The 21086-nt window shown below is 68.3% G+C and carries 12 protein-coding genes, 1 tRNA gene and 1 riboswitch; of the genes, 11 read left to right on the top strand and 2 right to left on the bottom strand.

The genetic code is table 11. The features are described from left to right. The first annotated feature begins 96 nt into the window (after positions 1–96). The 4 genes from RVU70_RS01380 to RVU70_RS01365 all read left to right on the top strand — a co-directional run bounded on the left by RVU70_RS01380 (position 97) and on the right by RVU70_RS01365 (position 11361). Entirely contained in the window at positions 97–10005 is a 9909-nt protein-coding gene (locus tag RVU70_RS01380; RefSeq protein ID WP_363349310.1) for a neuraminidase-like domain-containing protein, read from the top strand. A 230-nt stretch (positions 10006–10235) separates the two neighbouring features. Continuing rightward, positions 10236–10604, top strand: a complete 369-nt coding sequence (locus tag RVU70_RS01375) for a DUF2946 family protein (RefSeq protein ID WP_363349309.1) — start codon at positions 10236–10238, stop codon at positions 10602–10604. 109 nt (positions 10605–10713) lie between these two features. Further along, the gene (locus RVU70_RS01370) at positions 10714–10926 is read left to right on the top strand and encodes a hypothetical protein (protein WP_363349308.1); all 213 of its coding nucleotides are present in this window, start codon (positions 10714–10716) and stop codon (positions 10924–10926) included. Positions 10927–10938: 12 nt separating this feature from the next. Further along, entirely contained in the window at positions 10939–11361 is a 423-nt protein-coding gene (locus tag RVU70_RS01365; RefSeq protein WP_363349307.1) for a hypothetical protein, read from the top strand. Between the two features lie 68 nt (positions 11362–11429). Here RVU70_RS01365 and RVU70_RS01360 read toward each other — a convergent pair whose 3' ends face one another. Beyond that, a complete protein-coding gene (locus RVU70_RS01360) occupies positions 11430–12623 on the bottom strand; it encodes an O-succinylhomoserine sulfhydrylase (RefSeq protein WP_363349306.1) in 1194 nt (397 codons plus the stop codon). 85 nt (positions 12624–12708) lie between these two features. Beyond that, a riboswitch (SAM riboswitch) is annotated at positions 12709–12788 on the bottom strand. A gap of 118 nt (positions 12789–12906) precedes the next feature. On the opposite strand from RVU70_RS01360, the gene RVU70_RS01355 reads away from it, so the two are divergent. From RVU70_RS01355 to RVU70_RS01325, 7 genes are all read left to right on the top strand, one after another. Continuing rightward, positions 12907–14031 carry a 2'-deoxycytidine 5'-triphosphate deaminase gene (locus RVU70_RS01355; RefSeq protein WP_363349305.1) on the top strand — a complete coding sequence of 375 codons (1125 nt, stop codon included), beginning with the start codon at positions 12907–12909 and terminating at the stop codon, positions 14029–14031. A 65-nt stretch (positions 14032–14096) separates the two neighbouring features. Next, complete coding sequence (locus tag RVU70_RS01350; protein ID WP_363349304.1) at positions 14097–15497, top strand: HAMP domain-containing sensor histidine kinase; 1401 nt, start codon at positions 14097–14099, stop codon at positions 15495–15497. Between the two features lie 63 nt (positions 15498–15560). Further along, positions 15561–15635, top strand: a tRNA-Gly gene (locus tag RVU70_RS01345). A 76-nt stretch (positions 15636–15711) separates the two neighbouring features. Beyond that, positions 15712–17049, top strand: coding sequence for a 3-phosphoshikimate 1-carboxyvinyltransferase (gene aroA, locus RVU70_RS01340; protein ID WP_363349303.1), 1338 nt, complete (start codon positions 15712–15714; stop codon positions 17047–17049). After that, positions 17046–17687, top strand: coding sequence for a (d)CMP kinase (gene cmk, locus RVU70_RS01335; protein WP_363349302.1), 642 nt, complete (start codon positions 17046–17048; stop codon positions 17685–17687). Before aroA ends, cmk begins: the two co-directional genes overlap by 4 nt. Before the next feature lie 113 nt (positions 17688–17800). Continuing rightward, positions 17801–18655 (top strand): tRNA glutamyl-Q(34) synthetase GluQRS, encoded by an 855-nt coding sequence (gene gluQRS / locus RVU70_RS01330; protein ID WP_363349301.1) that lies wholly within the window; start codon positions 17801–17803, stop codon positions 18653–18655. Between the two features lie 104 nt (positions 18656–18759). Then, positions 18760–19023 carry a phosphopantetheine-binding protein gene (locus RVU70_RS01325; protein WP_363349300.1) on the top strand — a complete coding sequence of 88 codons (264 nt, stop codon included), beginning with the start codon at positions 18760–18762 and terminating at the stop codon, positions 19021–19023. Between the two features lie 5 nt (positions 19024–19028). Here RVU70_RS01325 and RVU70_RS01320 read toward each other — a convergent pair whose 3' ends face one another. Further along, the gene (locus tag RVU70_RS01320) at positions 19029–21080 is read right to left on the bottom strand and encodes a M23 family metallopeptidase (protein ID WP_405044833.1); all 2052 of its coding nucleotides are present in this window, start codon (positions 21078–21080) and stop codon (positions 19029–19031) included. Positions 21081–21086: the final 6 nt, after the last annotated feature.

Genomic DNA, 21086 nt, shown 5'->3' with positions numbered 1-21086 from the left:
AACGGGCCAATACGGAAGCGATTGGCGTCATCCTGTAACCACATCGATCGGGCCGGCTGATCGTCGGGCTGAACGGTCGCCGTCAACGAGGTCAGCATGGAACCGCTTGCGCTTGTCGCCCTGACCGTTCTCGCGTTCCGCGCGCAAGGCGACGGGGTGTCCAACCTCCACGCCTTTCTCGACCGGATGGGTTTCGGCGGCCATATCGCTCCCGAGGAGCGCGAGCGCGCGCTTTACGGCGCAACCACCCTGGAGGCCGTCAGGGCCTTCCAGCAGGAGTTCGGGATCGCCGCGCCCGCGCCAGGCGAGATCAGCCCCGAGGTTGCGGCGCAGATGAACGAAATTGCGCTGCGACGGGACGTGTTCTTCCTTTGCGCCGGGGCGGTGATCGGCGCGGACGGCGCGCCGGCCCCCGACGTGGCCCTCGAACTCGGGGACGTGGACAATCCCGTCGCCTGCGCTCGCGTGCGCAGCGACGCCAACGGGCGCTACCGCGCCTTTTATGACCCGCGCTTTTATGCCCGCGAGGGCGCTCTGGTGCGCCGGCCAAAGGATCGCCCCGACCTCGTGCTGCGGGCGCTGGGGCCCGACGGGGCCGAGCGGGCCCGATCCGAGACTGTGCGCGGCGACCGCCCGGAGATCGCGATTGATCTCAGGCTGCCCGCCGAGGGAGGCCCCGAGCAGCCCCAGGACGCGCCCTACAGCGTGAGCGGCGCGGTCGTGGGCGCGGATGGCCTGCCCGTTCCGGGTGTCACGGTCGTCGCGTGGGACCGGGACGTCGGGCCGGCGCGCGAGCAGCTCGGACGGCGCGAGCCCCCGGTCGTGACCGACGCCGAGGGCAGGTTCGCGATCGCCTACGGGCCGTCCGCGTTCCGGGAAGGCGAGGGGCGCGGCGACGCCGCTCGGCGCGCCGACATGCTGTTCACGCTGGCCCAGGGCGAGCGCCCGGTCGAATCATTCTCGATCGTCCGCTTGCCCGTGCAGGGCGATCCCTCGATCGCCGACGAACTGCCCGTCGGGGTGGACGAACTGGCGCTCGGGCTCGTGGCGCGGCCCGACGAACGCGTGCGCATCGTCCTCGACGATGTTCGCGCGCCGCGCGGCCCTTCGCTGTTCGAGCGCCTGACGGAGGCGCTCGCGCCGCTCACGACGCGCGCGCCGCTCGCCGATTTCGACGAGGCGGCGAATGGCGACGTCCGCTTCGCGGCGCGCGAATGCGGGTTGGCGCGCGCGGACGTTGCCGACATGGCCGATGCGCATCGGCTCGCTCGCGACCTCGACTGCAAGCCTGAGCACGCCTTCGCTGTCGTGCGGCTTCTGAGCGCCCGTGACCTGCGCGCGGTCGCAGCGCAGACGCCGGCCGCGCTCGCTCGCGCGTTCACGGACGCAGTCGCGGACGGGCTCATTCCCCCGACGCCCGAGGCGGACATCGAGGATGCGGCGGCGCGGATGCGCGACGCCGCGGCGCGGCGCGCCATGGCGCTCCCGCTGGACTCTGGGGCGAGCTTCGATGCGAGCCTGCGCGACGCCATTCCCGATCCGGCGGTGCGCGCCGACCTGTTCGCCCGCGCCGCGAGCGGCGGTCTCGACGACGAGGCGTGGGCGCGCTTCGCGGCCGACCGGCCGGGCCTGGACGTGGCGGGGGCGCGCTTCGCCCTGCAGACGGCCGCGCTCGCGGGCGGCGCCCCCGGGCTGGCCGAGCGCCTGCGCGCGGCCGCGCCCGGGGCGACCACCCTGCGCACGCTGGCTCTGGAGCTCGACGAGCGCGCATTGGCGGACGCGGTCTCGCTGGCCCGGCCGGCGCCGCGGACGGGCGAAGACGCCGAAGCGGCGGCCCAGCGCAGGGCTGCCGAGATTGCGGGGCTGCTGGCGGTCACGCAGACCACCGCCGTGGTGGCGCGCGACGTCGCGGCCGTGGCGCGCGACGCGCCAGGGCTCATGCCGCAGGCGACCGCCGACGCGCTCGCCCGCGCCGTACGCGCCACGCCGTTCGACCTCGCCCGCGACCGCGTCGCCGATCTCGTGAACGCGCATGCCGACACGCTTTTTGAGGGCGTGAATGATCCCGCCGCGCGCGCCGAGGCGGTCGCCGGCCTGGCGCGCGTGCAGCGCCTCTTTCGCGTGAGCCCCGACCCGGTCACACTCAAGACGGCGCTGTCGCTGCGCGGGGCGGACGGAGGGCCCTTCCGCGGCGCGCTCGACATTGCACGCCTGAGCGAAGACGCTTTCGTGGCCCGCGCCGTCGGCGCGACGCCCGAGCAGGTCTCCGGTCTGCGCGCCCTGCACCGGCGGGCCGCCGGCCAGGCGGAGACCGTCTCCACCCTCGTCGTGGGCTACCACCAGGAACGCCACGACGCGACGCCGGCGCTGGCGGTCCCCGGTAGACCGCTGGGCGCCGAAGCGTCGCCTGTCGCTCCTGCAGAGCCCGCGGCGCAGGGTGCGCGGGGAGAGCCGAAGCCGGACGCCGTCGCTTCGCTGCAGGATCTGCTCGGCGGCGCGGAAATGTGCGAATGCGACGACTGCCGCTCCGTCATGGGGCCGGCGGCCTATCTGGTCGACCTGTTCGAGTTCCTCGACAAGCGATGTTCGCCCGACGCCGCGGGGGTGACGCCGCTCGACGTATTGATTGGCAACGTCGACAAGCAGGCTCCAGGTCGGCGACCGGATCTCGCGCACATCAAGTTGAGCTGCGAGAATACCAATACGACGATCCCGACCATCGATCTGATCAACGAGATCCTCGAAAGCATCGTCGCCCAAGATAAGCCCCCGAGCGGATTCGACCTGGCCGGCAAACCGCTGGAATCCTCCTACGGCGTCACCGGACCACAGCTGTCGGCCGCGCCCGAGAACGTCCAGGACAAGGCGTACGAGATCGTTTCTGCGGCCGTCTATCCGATGAGCCTGCCGTACGACAGGCTGCTCGCCACGGCGCGGGCCGCCTTGGCGCTCGGAGGGGTCGACCGCGCTGCGTTGCTGGAGCTGTTCGACGCACGCGGCGCCGCGACCGCCTTGCAGGCCGAACGGCTTGGCCTGTTCGCCCGCGACGTCGAGATCCTTACCGGCATGAGGCTCGACGGAACGCCGGGCCCGACCCCGATCGAGACCGCCGCCCTGTTCGGCCGTGAGGGCGTGGAATGGATGAAGGGCTTGCCGAAGGTCCGCACGCTCCTGGAGGCGCTGGACATCACTTACACGGAACTGGTGGCCCTGCTTCGCACGCGCGTCGTCGGCGGCGAGGTCCCGGATCCGGACGCGCGTGACGTTCGGGCGCGAATCTACCTGACCGTCGACCAGCTCAAGACTGTGCGTCAGCCCGGCTACCAGGAAGGCTCGGACGCCAAGATCACCGAGGCCATGGCTCTTGGCCAGGTCAGTCTGGCCGACGTGACGGACCTGCTCGAGGCGCGTAAGGATCGGCTCGACCGGATCTGGGTGCTCGATCCGCCGCTCGGCTGCGACCTCGACCTTCTCGAGGTTCGTACGCTCGACGGCGGCCGTCTGGACGGGAGCGACCCCGGGACACGTGCGCGCACCGAGGCCGACTGGCGGCGGATCAACGGGTTCGTTCGCCTGGCGCGGCGTATGAGGGCGACCTTCGACGAGCTCGATGCGGCGCTCGAGGCTGTCGGCCCGCATGGCGACGAGGCCTTCTCGCTCCCCCACCTGGAAGCCTTGGGAGCGCTGGCTGAGCTGCGGCGCCTGTGCGACGTCGATTGGCATGTCGCGGCGGCCCTGGCTGGCGGCATCGGCGCCAGCGGTCGAACATCGCTCTACGCGCGGCTGTTCCTGGCCACCGGGATCGCGCGACTGCACCCGGCCTTTGGGCTCGACGCGGATGGCGCTCCGCTCACGGGAAATTCTTCTCTGGAAACCGGCGTCCCCGGGATCGCCGCGGCCCTGGCGCTGGAACCCGCCTCGGTGCGTGAACTCGCCCGATCGATGAATCTCCCAACCCTCACGCTGGAAGCCGTGTCGGCGCTGCACCGCGTGACGACCATGGCGGGCTTGCTCGGGCTCCCGGCGCTGGACCTCGTCTCGCTGGCGCAGGCTCTCGGCGGCCCCGACCTGGCGGCGTCGGTCGCCCCCTCGGCGCTGCTCGCATTCATGCGGCGCGCCCGCCTCGTTCTCGACGCCGTCCCGGACGTCGACGCCATACGCACGTTCGTGAGCGACGCGCCGGACGCTTGGAAACCTGCCGCTGTCAGCGACGCAATTGCGCGCGCGCTCGTCTCCGCCAACGACGCAGATGCGGCCGAGCGGGCCGACGAAACGACCGCTCCGGCGCAGGGCGAGTCCGATCTGGACGAAGCGACGCGCGTCAGCCGCGCCGAGGCCCGCCAGGAGGAGCTCGAGATCCGGGAGAATGCGCGCCTGCGCCGCCGGCGCGGCGCGGCGCTCGCCGCGACAACGTCCGCGATCGGCGGGTCCGCGGCCACCGTGGCGGCTCTGCTGGGTGCGGCGGACGATCCGGCGAAGGCGCTGCTGAAGGTCGGCGACCGTCCGGCTTTGGACGTGATCGCGGCCGGGGAAGATGCATCCGGCGAGCTCCTGGCGGCCTGGCGTGCGGTCCAGATCAGCGCGGCTCTCGGTTGGGACGACGCCACGACTGCGCTCGCAATGGGAGACATGGGACTTCTCACGCAGGCGCGCCTGGGCGGCGGGGCGACCGTCAGGGCCATGGCCTTGGGCGAGATCGCCGTCGCTCAGATGTGCATCAAGGCGACCGGCCGTCCCGCCGCGCTGGCGGGTGCGGCGGCGGCGCTCGTCAAGGCCGCAGGCGCCATCGACGCCACCGCCGCGGCCGCCGTGGGTCGGTGGCTCTCGACGCCGGCCGCCGCCGTTTCGGATGCGGGAGCGGCGGCTTTCGGGGCGCTCGAACCCGACCAGGCGGCGGCTCGCCCATTTGCGGCGCTGGCGCTGCTGAAGGCGCGTATCGAGGCGGCGCACAAGCTTGGCCTCACCTGTGCGCAGTGCGCGGCGGCTGCGGTCGAACCGGTCCCCGCCGCGGCCCTGGACATCGTGTTGCAGGGGCTGAAGTCGCGCTTCAGCGCGTCGGGCTGGCTGGACGCTTCACGACGGATCTTCGATCCCATCCGCGAGGCGAGTCGGAACGCGCTCGTCGCCTATCTGGTTCGCAAGAAGGAATTGCGCGATGCGGACCAACTCTTCGGCCTTTACTTCATCGACATGCAGACCAACGCCTTCGTGCTGACGTCGCGTATTCGGCAGGCGATTTTCGCCGTGCAGATCTTCGTGCAGCGCTGCCTCATGGGGCTGGAGATCAAGAACGGAGTTGCGCCGAGCCAGATCAACGCCAAAGAATGGCGCATCACCGGGCGCTATCCCACCTGGGCGTCGCTGGTGCAAGCGCTGCTCTTCCCGGAGCACCTGCTGGAGCCGGGTTGGCGCGACGACAAGACGCCGGCCTTCATGGCCTTCGAAAACGCTCTGCGACAGTCCGATGCGACCGCGGCGACGGCCGAGCGCGGCTATTCCGACCTTCTCGAGTCCGTGTGCGGGGTGGCTTCGCTGGAAGTTTGCGGCACGTTTCTCCAGACCGTCTTCGAGGGAGACGAGATGGGCGCATTCACCTCTGTGCTGCACGTCGTCGGCCGCAGCCGCGGAGGCGTGCCACGCAAATACTATTACCGGAGGCTGAACCGCTACGAGCATCATCAGGAGTGGACTGCCTGGTCGCAGATCAACGCCGACGTCCAGGGCGTGGAAAAGGATCGCCTCAGCCCGCGCGCCGGCGACGGGTCGAACGGGAGCCTGTTCGAATCCGGCGTCCACGTGCTGCCGGTCATGCACGAAGGCCGGCTTCATCTGTTCTGGCCGACGCTCGTGCGCAAGGTCGATCAGCCCGAGCAGGCGTCGATCGACCCGCAGAAAAAGATCACGCCGCGGTTTGCGTCTCCCTACTGGGAGGTCAAGCTCTGCTGGTCGCAGCTGCAGGGGGAGACCTGGACGCCAAAGCAGCAGTCCTCGGCGCTCTACGAGAGCTGGTGGAACGACACAGGCGTCTCGATCAGCGGCGGCCCCAGGGGAGCCGGCGGTCTGTTGGCGGGCCTGTCGCCGGGCCAGCTCGTGGCGGTCTTCGCCCGGGACGAGCCGCAATTCCCCGATCCCGCAGACCTGGTGCTGAAGGCGACCGGGACCGGCGACGCCGCCTCCATCGTCCTGGGTCTGCGCAGACCGAGATCGGCCGGCCGCGCGCAGCGGGTCGAAGCCCTGGCGCGGTTCTCCCTGCCGACGCGGTCGCGTGAAATGGTTGCGCGCAGCCAGGGCGGGTTCGTAGACGGCGACCACGTAGCCCTGTCGGCGGCGTCCCTGTCAGGCTCCTACATGGGGTTGTCGGCAAGCGGCGCCGTCAAGGCGACGCCGCCCGGTCAGACGCGTGAGGGCGATCGGCTGTTCGACGCGCCGACCGATACCCGGATCGTGACGCTGAACCAGGGCTTCGGAGCGCCCCTGCAGGCGCCGCTCTTTCTGAACGCCAGCGGGCGCAGCTACATCGCCTTTCCGTCGGTTGGGACCACGACGATCGCCGCGGATGCGCCCAAGACGCCCAAGGACCATCTGCCCTGGACGACGGCGGTCACGAGCGGAGTGGACCGCGCGGCCCTGCTCGCAGTCCAGCCCCCCGAAACGGCGCCCACCCATCCGTGGGCCGCCACGGCGACTGCGGCAATGCGCCTGTCGTCGGCCGCCGTGATCCAGACCGCTCTGGCGCCGAAGGACGATGGCGCGGCCTTCGCCGCGGCTGCGATCAGGCCACAGGTTAGCATTGCGCGGGCCGCCGCCGTCAGTCCTTCGTTCCTGGACGGCGTCGCCCAGCTTGGACGGCGCACAATGTCCGTCGACGCCGTCAACTTAACCGTCGAACCCTTCTGGCACGCCCACGCCGAGGACTTCGCGAAGGCGTTCCGCACCGGCGGCCTGGACGCGCTGCTCGCGCCCGAGACACAGCTGCGCAGCCTCGGCGCTCCGGCGAGCTTCATGGCCGCGTTCGGCGCCGACCCCAACCGTGTGACCGGGCCCACGGATGAGGGCGTCGCCTTCGAGGCGAGTTCGGCCTATGGCGTCTACAACTGGGAGCTGTTCTTCCACGCTCCGATGCTGCTGATGAAACGCCTGTGGGAGAATGGGCGTCTCGATGAGGCGCTCGAGTGGTTTCACCGGGTGCTGAACCCGCTCGACTACGGCGACGACGTGGCGAACGCCTGGCGCTTCACCCCGTTGCGCCATGTCGACATGACGCCCATCGACGAACTTCTGGCGTCGCTTTCCCGTCCCGACGGGGATCCTCAAAAGACCGCCATGCTGGCCCAGATCCAGGTGCTGCGGCTGTTTCCGTTCCGCGCGCATCGCCTCGCGCGGCTCAGGCCGGGCGCCTACAGGCGTTGGGCGGCGATGCAGTACATCCTGCTGCGGGTGGCGATCGGCGATCGCTTCTTGCGGCGTTTCACCCCCGAAGACGTCAACGCCTCGATCCAGCACTTTGTCATCGCGCATGCGTGCGCCGGCTCCCGCCCGCAGACGGTGACGGCGCGCACGACGCTGCCGGCAATGTCCTATGCGGAGCTTCGGCCGCGGCTGAACGCTTTTGGCAACGTCGCCTATGAGGCCGAAACCCTGCTGGGGCCGGCCGCGGGCGCGACCCCGGCCGCGACCACCGACGCCGCGCTGGGCGTCGTGCGGCGCGCCTCGATCCAGTATTTCGGCGTGCAGAAGAACCAGAAGCTGCTGGCCCTGTGGGACCTGGTGGAAGACCGCCTCTACAAGGTCCGCAACGGCATGAACATCGACGGCCAGCAAATACAGCTGCCTCTGTTCTCTCCGCCAATCGACCCGGCCCTGCTGGCTGAGGCGGCGGCGGCCGGGCTCGACATTGCCGACGTCGCGGCCGCGCTGACCGCGCCGCCGCCGCGTCGGCGCTTCCGCGCCGTGCATCGCGAGGCCGTGGCGCTGGCCGAAGCGATGGCGCGGCTCGGCGCGGCGCTCAGCGAATCGCGCGACCGCCGGGATTCGGAGGAACTGGCCTACAAGCGGGCCCAGAACGAGAAGGACCTGGCCGATCTCATTCTCCAGACCCGACAGGCGCAGGTGGACGAGGCCGCCAGGGCGGTGGAAAGCGCCCGAGCCGAACGGCTGGCCCCCCTGGAGCGATGGCGCCACTACCGAGACCTCTTGGGAGCCGACCTGGCCGAACCCACCTTGGCTCCCAAACCCGAGGAAGCCGGCAAGGCCGAGCGCTACACGTTGCAGCGCACGTTGAATCTCGTGCAGGCCAAGGACGTGAAGGTCGGCTCGCTTTCGGTGTTGAGCGTCGCTCCGCTGCTGCTGGGCGCGGCGTTCGGGGGGCCGGCCGCCGCGGCCGCCATGGGCGCGACCGGCGTGGGAGGCTCCACCACAGTGAGCGGTGCCGGCATCATCTCCGGCGGCACAATCCTCTCCGAGGAGGCGGGCGAGATCGAGGAAAGCTTCAAGGCCGCCGACAAGGCCGCGGAGGCGTCCAACATCGAGATCCTGGGGTCTGTGCTGCAGATCATCCCGAGCATCGAGGCCGCGGTGAAGCCGCTCGGCGGCGGCGTGGCGGTCCATTTCGGCGGGCAGCAACTCGCGGGGCTTCAGTCCGCCCTGTCGCGCGAGAAGCAGGCGATCGGCGCCATGCACAGCTTCTTCGCCGGTTTGCTGGGCAAGCAGGCGAGCTACGTGCTGCGCGAGCGCGAATGGGCGGCGCAACTGCATCAGGCCGCGGCCGACATCAAACGGGCCGAACACGCCGCCGCCGTGGCGGTCCTGCGCAAAGGCGTGGCCGAACGTGAGCTCGCAGTCCAGCAGGACGCTGTGTTGTACGCGGATCAGGTGAAGACCTATCTGGAGCAGAAGCACTCGAACGTCGAGCTGTTCGATTATCGCATCGAACGCCAGATGGAGCTGTTCCGCCGCTGCTTCGACCTGGCGCTCGAGCGCGCGCTCATGGCCCAGGCCTCGTTCGGCTACGAGCGGGAGCCACGCGCCTTCGTGCGCGTCTCGCGGCCCGCGGATGCGCGGGGCGAGCTCATGAGCGGACACGAGCTGCTGGCCTGCCTCGCCGACATGGAGCGCGCCTATGTCGAGCCGCCGGAGCTCGCCGAGATCACGCGCCAGATATCCCTGCGTCAGATCGCGCCGCAAGCCCTATGGACGTTGCGCGAAACCGGCGAAGCGCGTTTCACCATCCCCGAGGCGCTGTTCGATATCGACTACCCCGGTCATTACGACCGGCGCCTGCGCAGCGTGCAGGTCACGATCCCCTATCTCCAGACCCCAGGGGCCCCGTTAACGGGAGAACTGGTGCTGGAGGAGGCCTTCCGCCGCAAGGTCGCGCCGGCCGCAAACATGCCCGACATCGCCCCTGACGGCGTGACGCAGGCGCCCTGGATCGCGCTCAGCACGGTGCGCGAGGACGGTGGCCGCTTCGAGCTCTCGGGACAAAGTGACGATTACCTGCCGTTCGAAGGCCGGGGCGCGGTGTCGCGGTGGACCCTTCGGATGCCCAAGACGTTCCGGCGGGTGAATTACCGCGCCATCAGCGACGTGGCCATGACGTTCCGTTACGTCGCCAAGCCCGGAGGAGCCGTTGCGCGCGACGCAGTCGAGAAGCGCCTCGGGGCGCTCTACGCGAGCGTGCAATCGCTTGCCACTGCGCCGGCCGGCGCTCCTTGCGTGCTGCTGAGCCTCAAGCACGACCTTCCGGACGTGTGGGACGCGTTCCAGAAAGCGGCGGGCGCGCCCATCCGGCTCGACACGCTGGACCAGTCGCTGCCCTACCTGTTCCGCCGCTCGATGAAGACGAAGCTCGTCGAAGCGCATTTCTCGGAGATGTTGAAGGACGGCTCGCCGGCGCAGGACTGGCGACCGATTCCAAACGGCCAGGCGACGTTCACGCCGCAGGCCGCCGCGAATGATCTCGACGACGTTGCCGTCCTGGCGCTGTTCTCCGCCAGACGCAGCTGAAAGGCTGCCTCCGTGGAGAAAGAGCCTCGGCGCGACACGGTCGATCTGCGCCAAGTTTCCCCTCACCTTCAGCGGGCGTCGCATCGGCGGCCCTTGAAGTCGCCAACCGCAAATCAGCACGAAAAGTGAGGAAGCCCCCTTATATTTGACGCGATCGGTTGCAGGCGCCTGGTATTTTTGCTTCTATGGCGTCCTTCGCAAGGATGCGGTTTCGAGACTGAAGGCGTTCTATGCCCCGTCGGTGGCTGACATTTGCCCTTTTCGCTCTGGCGCTGGCCGTGCAGGCCATCACGCCGGCGGCGAATGGCGTCGCCACTGCGCATGAGGCCTTCGGGCTGTCGGAAATCTGCCTGAACGCCGCGGCCGAACATGCGTCGCAAAAGGCGCCCGGTCATACGCATCGTCACCACCGTCATCATGACTGCGCCCTGTGCCAGTCCTTCTGCGATGGCGTCGCTCCGGTCGCTGCGCGTCCCATGACGCTTGGCGTCAGGTCGGTCGATTGGGCGCCGGTCCAGTGGGCGGCGTCGGAGCGCCTTCCAGTTGCGACGCCGCGCGATTTTGCGCGTCAGGCCCGCGCGCCGCCGAGTTTCTCCTGATCTTCACACGCTGACGGCACAATGCGGCGATCGCCTGTCTTCAGGACGCGCATGCGTTTGGCCATGCAACGGAAGAGGCCGTGGAAAAGCGGCCATCGGGAGAAATGCAATGGGCATCAAGAAGCCGCCGAGCGGCCGTAGTTGCGCTTTGGCGCAAGCGGCGCTCGCAACGCTCAAAACACGAGAAAAACAGGAGCGCAGCATCGTCGTCGCCTCAGGCGCGACGCTGGGGCCGCTCGGTTTGTGGCGGGACGTGCAGGGCGGCGCCATCCGCCTCATCGATCTCGAGCGCCGAGCGCGGTTTCCGCGCGTCGCGTCATAAGCGGACGCGGCAGTGACGCGAATGGTCTCCCTCCTGTCCTTGCGCGCCAAAGCGGCGAGCCTGATCGGCCATGTGGTCGGGCGCGTTCTGCTGACGGCGGCCGCGCTGGTGACGAGCGCGCCCTTCGCGGCGCCGCTCGCCGCGCGCGCAGTCGCGGGACCATCGGACACTTTCGCGTCTTTTTTTATCTGTTTCGCGTCGGGCGCCCCCCTGTCCGACGCGCAGAAGGGGCGGCCGGGCCCCGCAAACGACCGTGGCATTGACTGCGTCCTCTGTCAGACGCTCTGCCGCGGCGCCGCTCCCCCAGCGGCGTGGCCCGGTCACGTCGGCAAGGCGGCCATCCAGCCTGTTAGCCTCCCCTGGATGGTGGCGGACCACGCCGCGCCGGCGCCTCGGCCCCGCCTGTCGAACCGGGCGCGCGCGCCGCCGGCCTGATCTTCTTGGCAGCATGCGCTACGCCCGCGTCGACGCCGGTCCCTCCTTGCGGCGTCGACGCGGAAGTTTCACCGCCTGGAGGCGGCGAGGCCTTCGGCGAGATCCTCGATCAGATCCTCGACGTCTTCCAGACCGACCGACAGGCGCAGCATGCCGTCGGTTATCCCAAGCGTCGCCCGCGCCTCCGGGGTCAGGCGCTGATGGGTGGTCGTCGCCGGATGCGTCATCAGGCTCTTGGCGTCGCCCAGATTGTTCGAAATCTTGATGATCTGGAGCGCATTGGCGAGCTTGAAGGCCTGCTCTTTGCTCTCCATGACGAAGCTCACCAGCGTGCCGCCGCCGCTCATCTGCCGCCGCGCGAGCTCCGCCTGCGGATGGTCCGGGCGGAAGGGATAGAGCACCTTGGTCACGCCCGTTTGTTCGGCGAGAAAATCCGCAATTCGTCCCGCGCTCGCCGTTTGCTGGCCGACGCGCAGCGGGAGGGTTTCCAGACCTTTGAGCATCACCCAGGCGTTGAACGGCGACATGGCCGGGCCGGTCTGGCGCAGGAAATTATGGATGCTCTCCTCGATGATCGCCTGTGAGGAGAGAATAATGCCGCCGAGACAGCGTCCCTGGCCGTCGATATGTTTCGTGGCGGAATAGACGACGACGTCGGCGCCGAGCTCGAAAGGCTTTTGCAAAAGCGGCGTCGCAAAGACATTGTCGACGACGAACCGCGCGCCCGCGTCATGGGCGATGTCGGCGATGGCCTTCAGATCATAGACCTCGAGCCCCGGATTGGTCGGGCTTTCGAGGAAGAACAGCCTGGTTTCGGGACGAACCGCCGCTTTCCACTGGGCGAGGTCGGCGCCGTCGACGAGGGTCGAGGCGACCCCCAGCCGCGGCAGCAGGTCCTCGACGACATAGAGACACGACCCGAACAGCGCACGCGCCGCGACCACATGGTCGCCCGCCTTCACTTGCGCAAGAAGGCTCGCCGTGACGGCGGCCATGCCGCTCGCCGTCGCGCGGGCGGCCTCCGCGCCCTCGAGCAGGATCATGCGCTGCTCGAACATGGCGACGGTCGGATTGGAGAAGCGGGAGTAAATGAAGCCCGGATCGTCGCCCTTGAAGCGCGCCTCGGCCGCCTCCATCGTCGGATAGGCGAAGCTCTGCGTGAGAAACAGCGCCTCCGACATCTCGCCGAAGGTGGAGCGCGTCGTCCCGCCATGGATGAGCTGCGTCGCCGGCTTGAGCTTGCGCAGGCCGTCTTTGGACATTCTTCTCTCCCTCCGGGCGCGCCGACGCGCCGCATCCTGAAAGCGGCGCCGACACGCGGGCCGCGGCTTGATAGCAAACGGGTTTCCGGCGGGAGACCCGGCCTTTTAGCGCTTTGGTTTAACGTGGCGGCAAGCCGGCCGGCTCAAATAACCACGGGGCAGTAATCCGAAAAGCGGGCGGGCCTGTCAATCTCCTGAAATGGCGGGGCGGCTATTTGCCCTTTTGCAGGCTCGGCGCTATCCCACGTTTGAGAGCTTTCTTGGGTCCAGGAGTTGAAGCGGCATGACGCCTCCAGAACATGCTCAGGGCGGCGTGCTCTCCAGCCGGCAGATCGCCGCCATGGCCGAGACGGGGACGATCCGCGTCTGCGCGCCGCTCGCCAAGGGGCAAATTCAGCCTGCGAGCCTCGATCTCCGGCTCGGCGCCACAGCGTATCGGGTACGGGCCAGCTTCCTTCCCGGCAAGGATCGCAGCGTCAAGGACATCCTCTCGGCGCTGGCTTATGACGAAATGTCCCTTCAAGGCGACGGGGCCATCCTCGAGCGCGGCTGCGTCTATGTCGTGCCGTTGCTCGAGAGCCTCGCGCTGTCCGGGAGCGTCTCCGGCGCGGCCAACCCCAAGAGCTCGACCGGGCGGCTCGATATTTTCACCCGCCTCATCACCGATCGCGGCGATCGCTTCGACGAAGTCGAGCCCGGCTATCAGGGGCCGCTCTACGCCGAAGTCTCGCCGCGCAGCTTTTCAATTCGCGCGCGAATGGGATCGCGGCTCAACCAGCTTCGGTTCCGAATGCGGCCGTCGGGGCCGGGGCAGGGCGCTGTCGCGCTCTCGGATTCGGCGCTCGCCGAGTTGCATGCGCGCGTTCCGCTCGTGGACGGGCCGCTCAATCTGCGGGACGGGATGGTGCTGCGCGTCGCGCTCGGCGCCGAGGCCTTTGGCGGCGTCGTCGGCTATCGCGCCCAGAAGCATACCGACGTCATCGACGTCGACCGCGTCGGCGCCTATCGGGTCGACGATTACTGGGACCGGCTGCCGGCGCGGGATGGCCGGCTGATCCTCGATCCCGGCGATTTCTACATCCTCGCTTCGCGCGAGCGGCTCGCCATTCCACCCGATCTCGCCGCCGAAATGGCTCCGATGGACGCCGCGATCGGCGAGTTTCGGGTTCATTACGCCGGCTTCTTCGATCCAGGGTTCGGCGCCGGTCCCGATGGCCGGCCCGCCGCCCGCGCGGTTCTCGAAGTGCGCTCCCGCGAAGTGCCTTTCGTGCTGGAGGACGGCCAGTTCATCGGCCGCCTGGTCTACGAGCGCATGGCCGAGACGCCGGAAGCGCTCTACGGCGAGGGCGGCGTCTCGAATTACCAGGGGCAGGGTCTCAAGCTCGCCAAGCACTTCGGGGCCAAATAGGGCGCCGCCCGCTCGCAACTTCATACGTCCGTCGATTTGGACAAAAGCCCGCGGAGGAACCCCTAATGGCGCTGTCGGACATCATCCGCCGGCTGCGGCCCGATCATCTCCTCGGCCAGATCTCGCTGCTGATTCTCGGCTCCATTCTCGCCTATCAGCTCGTCATCGTCGTGATGCTGCACGTGATGGAGTCCGAGGGGCGGCGGCACTACGTCTCGGAGGCGGACTTCCTGACAGGCGTTCTGGTCGCGCTCGATTCGGCGCCGCCGGAGGAACGCGAGACCATCATCCACAAAATCCATTTCGCGGCGCCTTACACCAGCATCGTCGTCAGCGACGCGAAGCCGGTTCCGTTCGAGACGACGGAACCGGTTTTTTCAGCCGAGATCAGGCGTATCAACGCGCATCTGACAGGCGCCGCCAAAGCATTCGCCACGGCCCCTCTCAACGCCGCGCACGACACGCTGGCGCTCGAGCTGGAGAAGGGCGGTTATGCGCTCGTCTCCGTCGCGCAGCACAGGAAGCCGCCGCGGCTGCTGTGGCGCTGGCTCTGGGAGCCGGAGCCGAGTTATCCCTTTTTCTTCACGCGCTGGGCCCGGGTCGGCTTCCTGTTCTTCATCAGCGCGACGGCCGTGATGCTTTTCCTGTCGAACGCCATCATCGCGCCGCTCGCCGAGCTCGCGCGGCGGGCCGAGTCCTTTCCGACCCGCGAGGGCCTCAAGGCGGCCCTCACCGACCGCGGCCCGCGAGAGATTCGCGATCTCAGCCGCGCCATCCGCGGCATGAAGGAGCGCATTCTGGCGATGATGACCGAGCGCACGCATGTTCTCGCGGCGGTCAGCCATGATCTCAAGACCATCATCACGCGGTTGAACTTGCGGACGGAGTTCATCGCCGACCCGGAATTACGCCGGAAGATGCAGAAAGACATCCATCTCATGGATTTGATGCTGCGAAAGAATCTGGAATATCTGCGAACCGAGAACACGCGCGCGGATCATTCGCTGATCGACCTCGGCAGCGTCATCCAGACGGTCGTCGACGAGTTCAACGATCTGGGCCACAACGTCGCTTATGCGAGCGACGGCGAGTTCATGATGCGCGGCTCGCTCTCCGAGATGGCCCGGGTGTTCACCAATCTGGTCGAGAACGCGGTCAATTACGCGGCGAACGTCGAGATCAGGGCGGCCGAGGATTCCGAGGGCCGTCTTCAGATCGACGTCTGCGACGATGGCCCGGGCGTTCCCGCCGAAATCAAATCGACTGTTTTCGAACCATTCGTGCGCGGCCAGGCCGGGCGGACGATGGGGGACAAGGGCGGCTTCGGACTCGGCCTCTCGATCGTGCGATCGCTCGTCGAAAGCCATGGCGGCTCGGTCGCGCTGCTCGACCGCGCGCCCAAGGGGTTGATCGTGCGCGTGACGCTCCCCAAGGCGGAGGCGGAGGCCGAGCAGGACGCGGCTTGACCACGCGACCGCGGCGGAACCCAAGTTGAATTCTGGCCAAACGAGCGTTACACATGGAATCGCGCGGGCGTAGTTCAGTGGTAGAACGACAGCTTCCCAAGCTGTATGTCGTGGGTTCGATTCCCATCGCCCGCTCCAGGACAAATTCCCGCGCGCTGGCCGCGGCCCCGTAGCGGCGGCCGCGGATGCGCGCCGCTTGCCAAGGGCCCGCATTTTGGACGCCTCCCACGCTCCCGCCGCGCCGCTGAGCGCCGCCGCCTCCGGCCCGCTGACCGGCCGCGTCCGTCCGCCGGGCGATAAATCCGTTTCTCACCGCTCCATGATCTTCGGCCTGCTCGCCGTCGGCGAGACCAAGATCGAGGGGCTGCTCGAAGGGGAGGACGTGCTGCGCACGGCGCAGGCGGCGCGCCAGCTCGGCGCCAAGGTCACGCGCCATGGTCCCGGCAGCTGGAGCGTCTGGGGGGCGGGGCTCGGCTCGCTGCTGCAACCCGTGGAGACGCTCGACTTCGGCAACGCCGGCACCGGGTCGCGGCTGATGATGGGCGTCGTCGCCGGCCACCCCATCGTCGCGCGTTTCGACGGCGACGCGTCGCTGCGCAAGCGCCCGATGAAGCGCATTCTCGACCCGCTGACGCTGCAGGGCGCACAGGTGCTCGAACAGGCGGAGGGCGGGCGGCTGCCGCTCGTCCTGCAGGGCTCGGCGGAGCCGCTGCCAGTCGAATACAAGACGCCCGTCGCCTCGGCGCAGATCAAATCGGCGGTGCTGCTCTGCGGCCTCAATTCTCCCGGCCGCACGGTCGTTATCGAGGCCGAGGCGTCGCGCGACCATACCGAGAAGATGCTGGCGCATTTTGGCGCCAAGGTCACGAGCGCGCCCCATGGCGCGCATGGCCGCAAGATCACGCTGGAGGGGCGGCCCGAACTCGTCGCGCGCCCCGTGCGCGTGCCCGCCGACCCGTCGTCAGCCGCCTTTCCGCTGGTTGCGGCCTTGATCACGCTGGGCTCCGACATTGTCGTCGAAGGGGTCATGACCAATCCGCTGCGCAGCGGACTGTTGACGACGCTCGGCGAAATGGGCGCCGACATTACGCTCGACAACAAGCGCGAGGAGGGCGGCGAAGAGGTCGCCGACGTACGCGCCCGCTTTTCGGCGCTCAAAGGCGTCGACGTTCCGGCCGAGCGCGCGCCCTCCATGATCGACGAATATCCGATCCTCGCCGTCGCCGCCGCCTTCGCCAAGGGCGAGACGCGCATGCGCGGACTTTCAGAATTGCGGGTCAAGGAGTCGGATCGCCTCGCCGCCATCGCGGCAGGGCTCGTCGCCAATGGCGTCGATTGCGAGATTGTGGGCGACGATCTCATCGTGCGCGGCGGCCCGGTCGCGGGCGGCGGAATCGTCGAAACGCATCTCGATCACCGGATCGCCATGAGCTTCCTCGTCATGGGCCTCGCCGCGCAGCAAGGGGTGATGGTCGACGACCAGACCATGATTGCAACGAGCTTCCCTTCCTTTCGCCCGCTGATGGAGGGTCTCGGAGCGCGCTTCTCGTGAGCTTCGTGATCGCAATCGATGGGCCTGCGGCCTCCGGCAAGGGCACGCTCGCCCGCCGGCTTGCGGCGCATTACGGCCTGCCGCATCTCGACACCGGCCTGCTCTATCGCGCGACCGCCTGCGCGCTCATGGACGAGGGTCTGCCGCTCGACGACGTGGAGGCGGCGGTGGAGGCGGCGCGCGGCCTGTCGCTCATCGACTTCGACGAGGCGCGGCTGCGCGGTCGCGAGATGGGCGAGGCGGCCTCGCTGATGGGCGCGATGCCGGCGGTGCGTGCCGCGCTGATCGACCTGCAGCGCAATTTCGCCTCACGGCCCGAGGGGGCGGTGCTCGACGGCCGCGACATCGGCACGGTCATCTGCCCGAACGCCACGGTGAAGGTTTTCGTCACCGCCTCGCCCGAAACCCGCGCCCAACGCCGCGCGCTGGAGCTGGCTTCGCGCGGCGAGGAGGTGGATTACGCCGCCATCCTCGAGGATGTGAAAAGGCGAGACGCCCGCGACAGCGAACGCAGCGCCGCGCCCTTGAAGCCGGCCGCCGACGCCGTGCTGCTCGATACGAGCGAGCTCGACAGGGAACAAGCTTTCGCCGCCGCTCTGGCGATCGCGGAGGGCGGGCGGATGAAGGCCCGCGCCTGAGGCGGGCGCCGGATGAGGCGGCTGGGGCGCTCAATGATAGTGGGATTTGCAATCCTCGCCCTAACGCTTTCCGCGCAAGCGGGCGTTAGGGGAAGGCTTTCGCCGAGGCGCGCATGACGTCCCGCGTCTTCCGCTTCGCGCCCTCGCCGAATGGCTTTTTGCATCTCGGCCACGCCTATTCGGCGCTGCTCAATTTCACCCTCTCGCGCGCAAGCGGCGGCCGCTTTTTGCTCCGCATCGAAGATATCGACCGGGGCCGCGCCCGCGCCGAATTCGAGACGGCGATTTATGAGGACCTCGCTTGGCTCGGCCTCGCTTGGGAAACGCCCGTGCGGCGCCAGTCGGAACATTTCGAGGATTACGCGCGCGCGCTCGAAGGGCTCGACGCCATGGGGCTGCTCTACGCCTGCGACTGCAAGCGCTCGGACATCGCGCGCGTTGCGGCGGCGCATCCCGATTGGCCCAGGGACCCGGACGGCGCGCCGCTCTATCCGGGAACCTGCCGCGAGAAGCCGCGCCGGTCTGCGCGCGACATTCTGGCCCGAGGCGGCGTCGCGCTGCGGCTCGACATGCAGAGGGCTGCGGCTCTGGCCGGGGAGGGGCTAAGCTGGCGGGAATGGCGGGAGGGCGACGACTTTGCAATTACTGCCTGTGATCCTGCGCAATGGGGCGACGTCGTGCTCGCCCGCAAGGATACGCCCGCAAGCTACCATGTCGCCGTCGTCGTGGATGACGCTTTGCAGGGCGTGACCGATGTCGTGCGCGGCCATGATCTCTTCTTCGCCACGAGCCTGCACCGCCTGCTGCAACGCCTTCTCGACCTGCCTGAGCCGCGCTATCGGCATCACGACCTCGTTCTTGATGATACGGGCGAGAAGCTCGCCAAAAGCCGGGGATCAGAGACTCTGCGCGCCTTGCGGGCGGCTGGCGCGCGCGCCGAGGGCGTCAGGCGACGGCTTGGGTTCTAAGACCATGCCTGCCCGTCGGCCATGTGCGCACGCGCACGAACACGGCGCACGCCAGCGCCTAATCTTCGAACATCGGTTTTGAGAAGCGATGCGGAGATAGAAAGATGATCGCGGCCATCCAACGCCTCATCCAGCAGGAAGCGAAGCTCGTCCTTCCGGCGGCGCAGTTGACGCCGCGCGCCAACCTTTACGCGCTGGGTCTGAGCTCCTTCGACGCGATCCGCCTGCTTGTCGCTCTGGAGCGGACCTTCAAAGTGGAGTTGCCGCGCGAGACGCTCAAGCGCGAGACCATGGCCACGATCGACGCCATTGCGACGGCTATCCGTGCGGCCCGCCCGACGCCGGCCGCCCTGCGCCGCGCGGCTTGATCTCCTTATCGGCTTGCCGTCGGAGCAGCTCCGCTGCGCGTGGCGACCTTGCTGCTGTTGGGCGCCTTGGCCATCAACGAATCGATGCGGTCGCGCTCCTTTTTGAACTCGGCCAGCATGCGCCCCTCGATTTCGCGCGTGCGCGCAAGCTTCACGCGCATCGGATCGACGAAATGGCCGTTGACCATGACTTCGTAGTGGAGATGCGGGCCTGTCGAGAGGCCCGTCGAACCAAGGAAGCCGACAACCTGCCCCTGCTTGACGCGGACGCCCTCGGTAATGCCGCGGGCGAAGCCCGACATGTGGTTATAGGTAGTGATATAGCCGTTGGCGTGCTGGATCTCGACGCGGCGGCCATAGCCTGAGTCCCACTGGGCCTTGATGACCGTGCCATTGCCGGCCGCGAGAATCGGCGTGCCGATGGGCGCCGCCCAGTCGACGCCCGTGTGCATCTTGTAATAGCCGAGGATCGGGTGCCGGCGCATGCCGAAGCCCGAGCGCGTCTCGCCGATGGAGATGGGTTTGCGCACCAGGAATTTGCGGCTCGACCGGCCATTCTCGTCGTAATAGTCGACGAGCCCGTCGTCCAAGGTTTGGAAGCGATAGTAGCGATAGGTCTCGTCGCGCGTGCTGAGCGACGCGTAAAGGAGCGAGTCGCGGGTCGGTCCCGAGCCGTCTTCCGGCTCGTCGTAGAAGATGTCGAGCGAGTCGCCGCCGGCGACGGCGCGCTGCAGATCGACGTCATTGGCGAAGACGCGCACAAGCTCGTTGATGATGGGCTTGGGGATCTGTTGTTTCAGCGCCGTCTCGTAGAGTGAATCATAAAGGCGCATCGCGCCGGGATCTTCCTCGATGTCGCCGAATTCGTCGAGCGCCGGGGAATTGCGCTTGGACCCTCCGCGCTTGGCGACAGCGGTCGGCGCCGTGGGCGTCTGCACGAATGTGCCTTTGTCGGTCGCGGCGACGATCGATTCAATTTCCTCGTCGTTGTAAACGGAGAGGCGCGCCAGCTGCATGTTCTTGCCCGAACCGTCGAAATCCGCGAACAGCAGCTTGACGCGCTGACCCTCGCGAACCGGATCGCGCTTGCCCCTGTAGGCGGCCACGACCGCGGCGATCCGCGCCTTCGGCACGCCATTGGCGGCAAGAATGGCCGCGAGATCCTCGCCGTGGCGCACGACCGCGAGCTTTTCCTCCATCTGCGTGGGCTGTGGCGTGTCGCGCGGCGCGATCGTGACGTTCTCCGGCACCATGCGGACTTCGATTGCGGAAAAAGGCGCGGTCAGCGAGGTTCCGGGAGTCGCATAGGCGAGCGCCTGCGGGTCGATGCCGGCTGCGCGGCTCGTGCGCGAGAGCAGCATCTGGCCGGGAAGCGGCAGGGCCTTGGGGCCGGCTGCAAGGCTGCTCTTCACCTGCTCGAGAACCTGCGCCTGAGCCTCGTCGAATGAAAGTTTTGCGCTTTGGGCTTCGATCTCGAGCACGCCGAGATCCTTGGTGACGAAGGACACTTCCGCCTCGTCCAGCGCTACGTCCGCGTCGCCGCTGTTATCCGGCGCGCGCGCGTCGCTCACGAGCTTGAGCGGATTATAAGGCGGCACTTCGCCCGCGAAGCTCGTCGGCGAGAGCGTAAGCGTCGCAGCCACATGGGTGAAGGCCCGCGTGCGCACCACTTCCTTGTCGCCTGACTTGGAGGTCGTCGCAGCGCGAAACGTCTGCTTGGCGGCGACGACGTCGACCGCGCGCATAATGCGGTCGCCCTTTTTTGGATTGACGATGTTGCCGTCGGGTTCCGCCTGGCGGGCCGGCTGCGCGCGCGTCGGCGCTTCGGCGAAACGCGTCTGCTGATCGAGCGCCGTATAAGCGGCGGCGCTGATGAGCAGCGCGCCGGAGAAGCCCGTCAGAACGGTGCCGGAGAGCCAGCGCGCGGAGACGCGTCGTCGATCGTCTGCCGTATGGCGGCGGCCGTCTACTTCGATGGCGGGGTCTTCCCCGAGATCAAGCCAGTCGGACCCGACCGAAGCGGATGTCGCCAGGCGGCTATTCATCTGCAATGCCATGTAGCG

Origin of the sequence: Methylocystis echinoides (assembly GCF_040687965.1) — a bacterium.
Lineage (GTDB): Bacteria > Pseudomonadota > Alphaproteobacteria > Rhizobiales > Beijerinckiaceae > Methylocystis > Methylocystis echinoides_A.
The sequence above is the reverse complement of the archived record's forward strand: the minus strand, read 5'-3'. Positions and strand labels throughout refer to the sequence as shown.

Coding starts and splice junctions, on each gene's coding strand:
- RVU70_RS01380 (WP_363349310.1), top strand. CDS start 97: ATGGAACCGCTTGCGCTTGTCGCCCTGACCGTTCTCGCGTTCCGCGCG.
- RVU70_RS01375 (WP_363349309.1), top strand. CDS start 10,236: ATGCCCCGTCGGTGGCTGACATTTGCCCTTTTCGCTCTGGCGCTGGCC.
- RVU70_RS01370 (WP_363349308.1), top strand. CDS start 10,714: ATGGGCATCAAGAAGCCGCCGAGCGGCCGTAGTTGCGCTTTGGCGCAA.
- RVU70_RS01360 (WP_363349306.1), bottom strand. CDS start 12,623: ATGTCCAAAGACGGCCTGCGCAAGCTCAAGCCGGCGACGCAGCTCATC.
- RVU70_RS01355 (WP_363349305.1), top strand. CDS start 12,907: ATGACGCCTCCAGAACATGCTCAGGGCGGCGTGCTCTCCAGCCGGCAG.
- RVU70_RS01350 (WP_363349304.1), top strand. CDS start 14,097: ATGGCGCTGTCGGACATCATCCGCCGGCTGCGGCCCGATCATCTCCTC.
- gluQRS (WP_363349301.1), top strand. CDS start 17,801: ATGACGTCCCGCGTCTTCCGCTTCGCGCCCTCGCCGAATGGCTTTTTG.
- RVU70_RS01325 (WP_363349300.1), top strand. CDS start 18,760: ATGATCGCGGCCATCCAACGCCTCATCCAGCAGGAAGCGAAGCTCGTC.
- RVU70_RS01320 (WP_405044833.1), bottom strand. CDS start 21,080: ATGGCATTGCAGATGAATAGCCGCCTGGCGACATCCGCTTCGGTCGGG.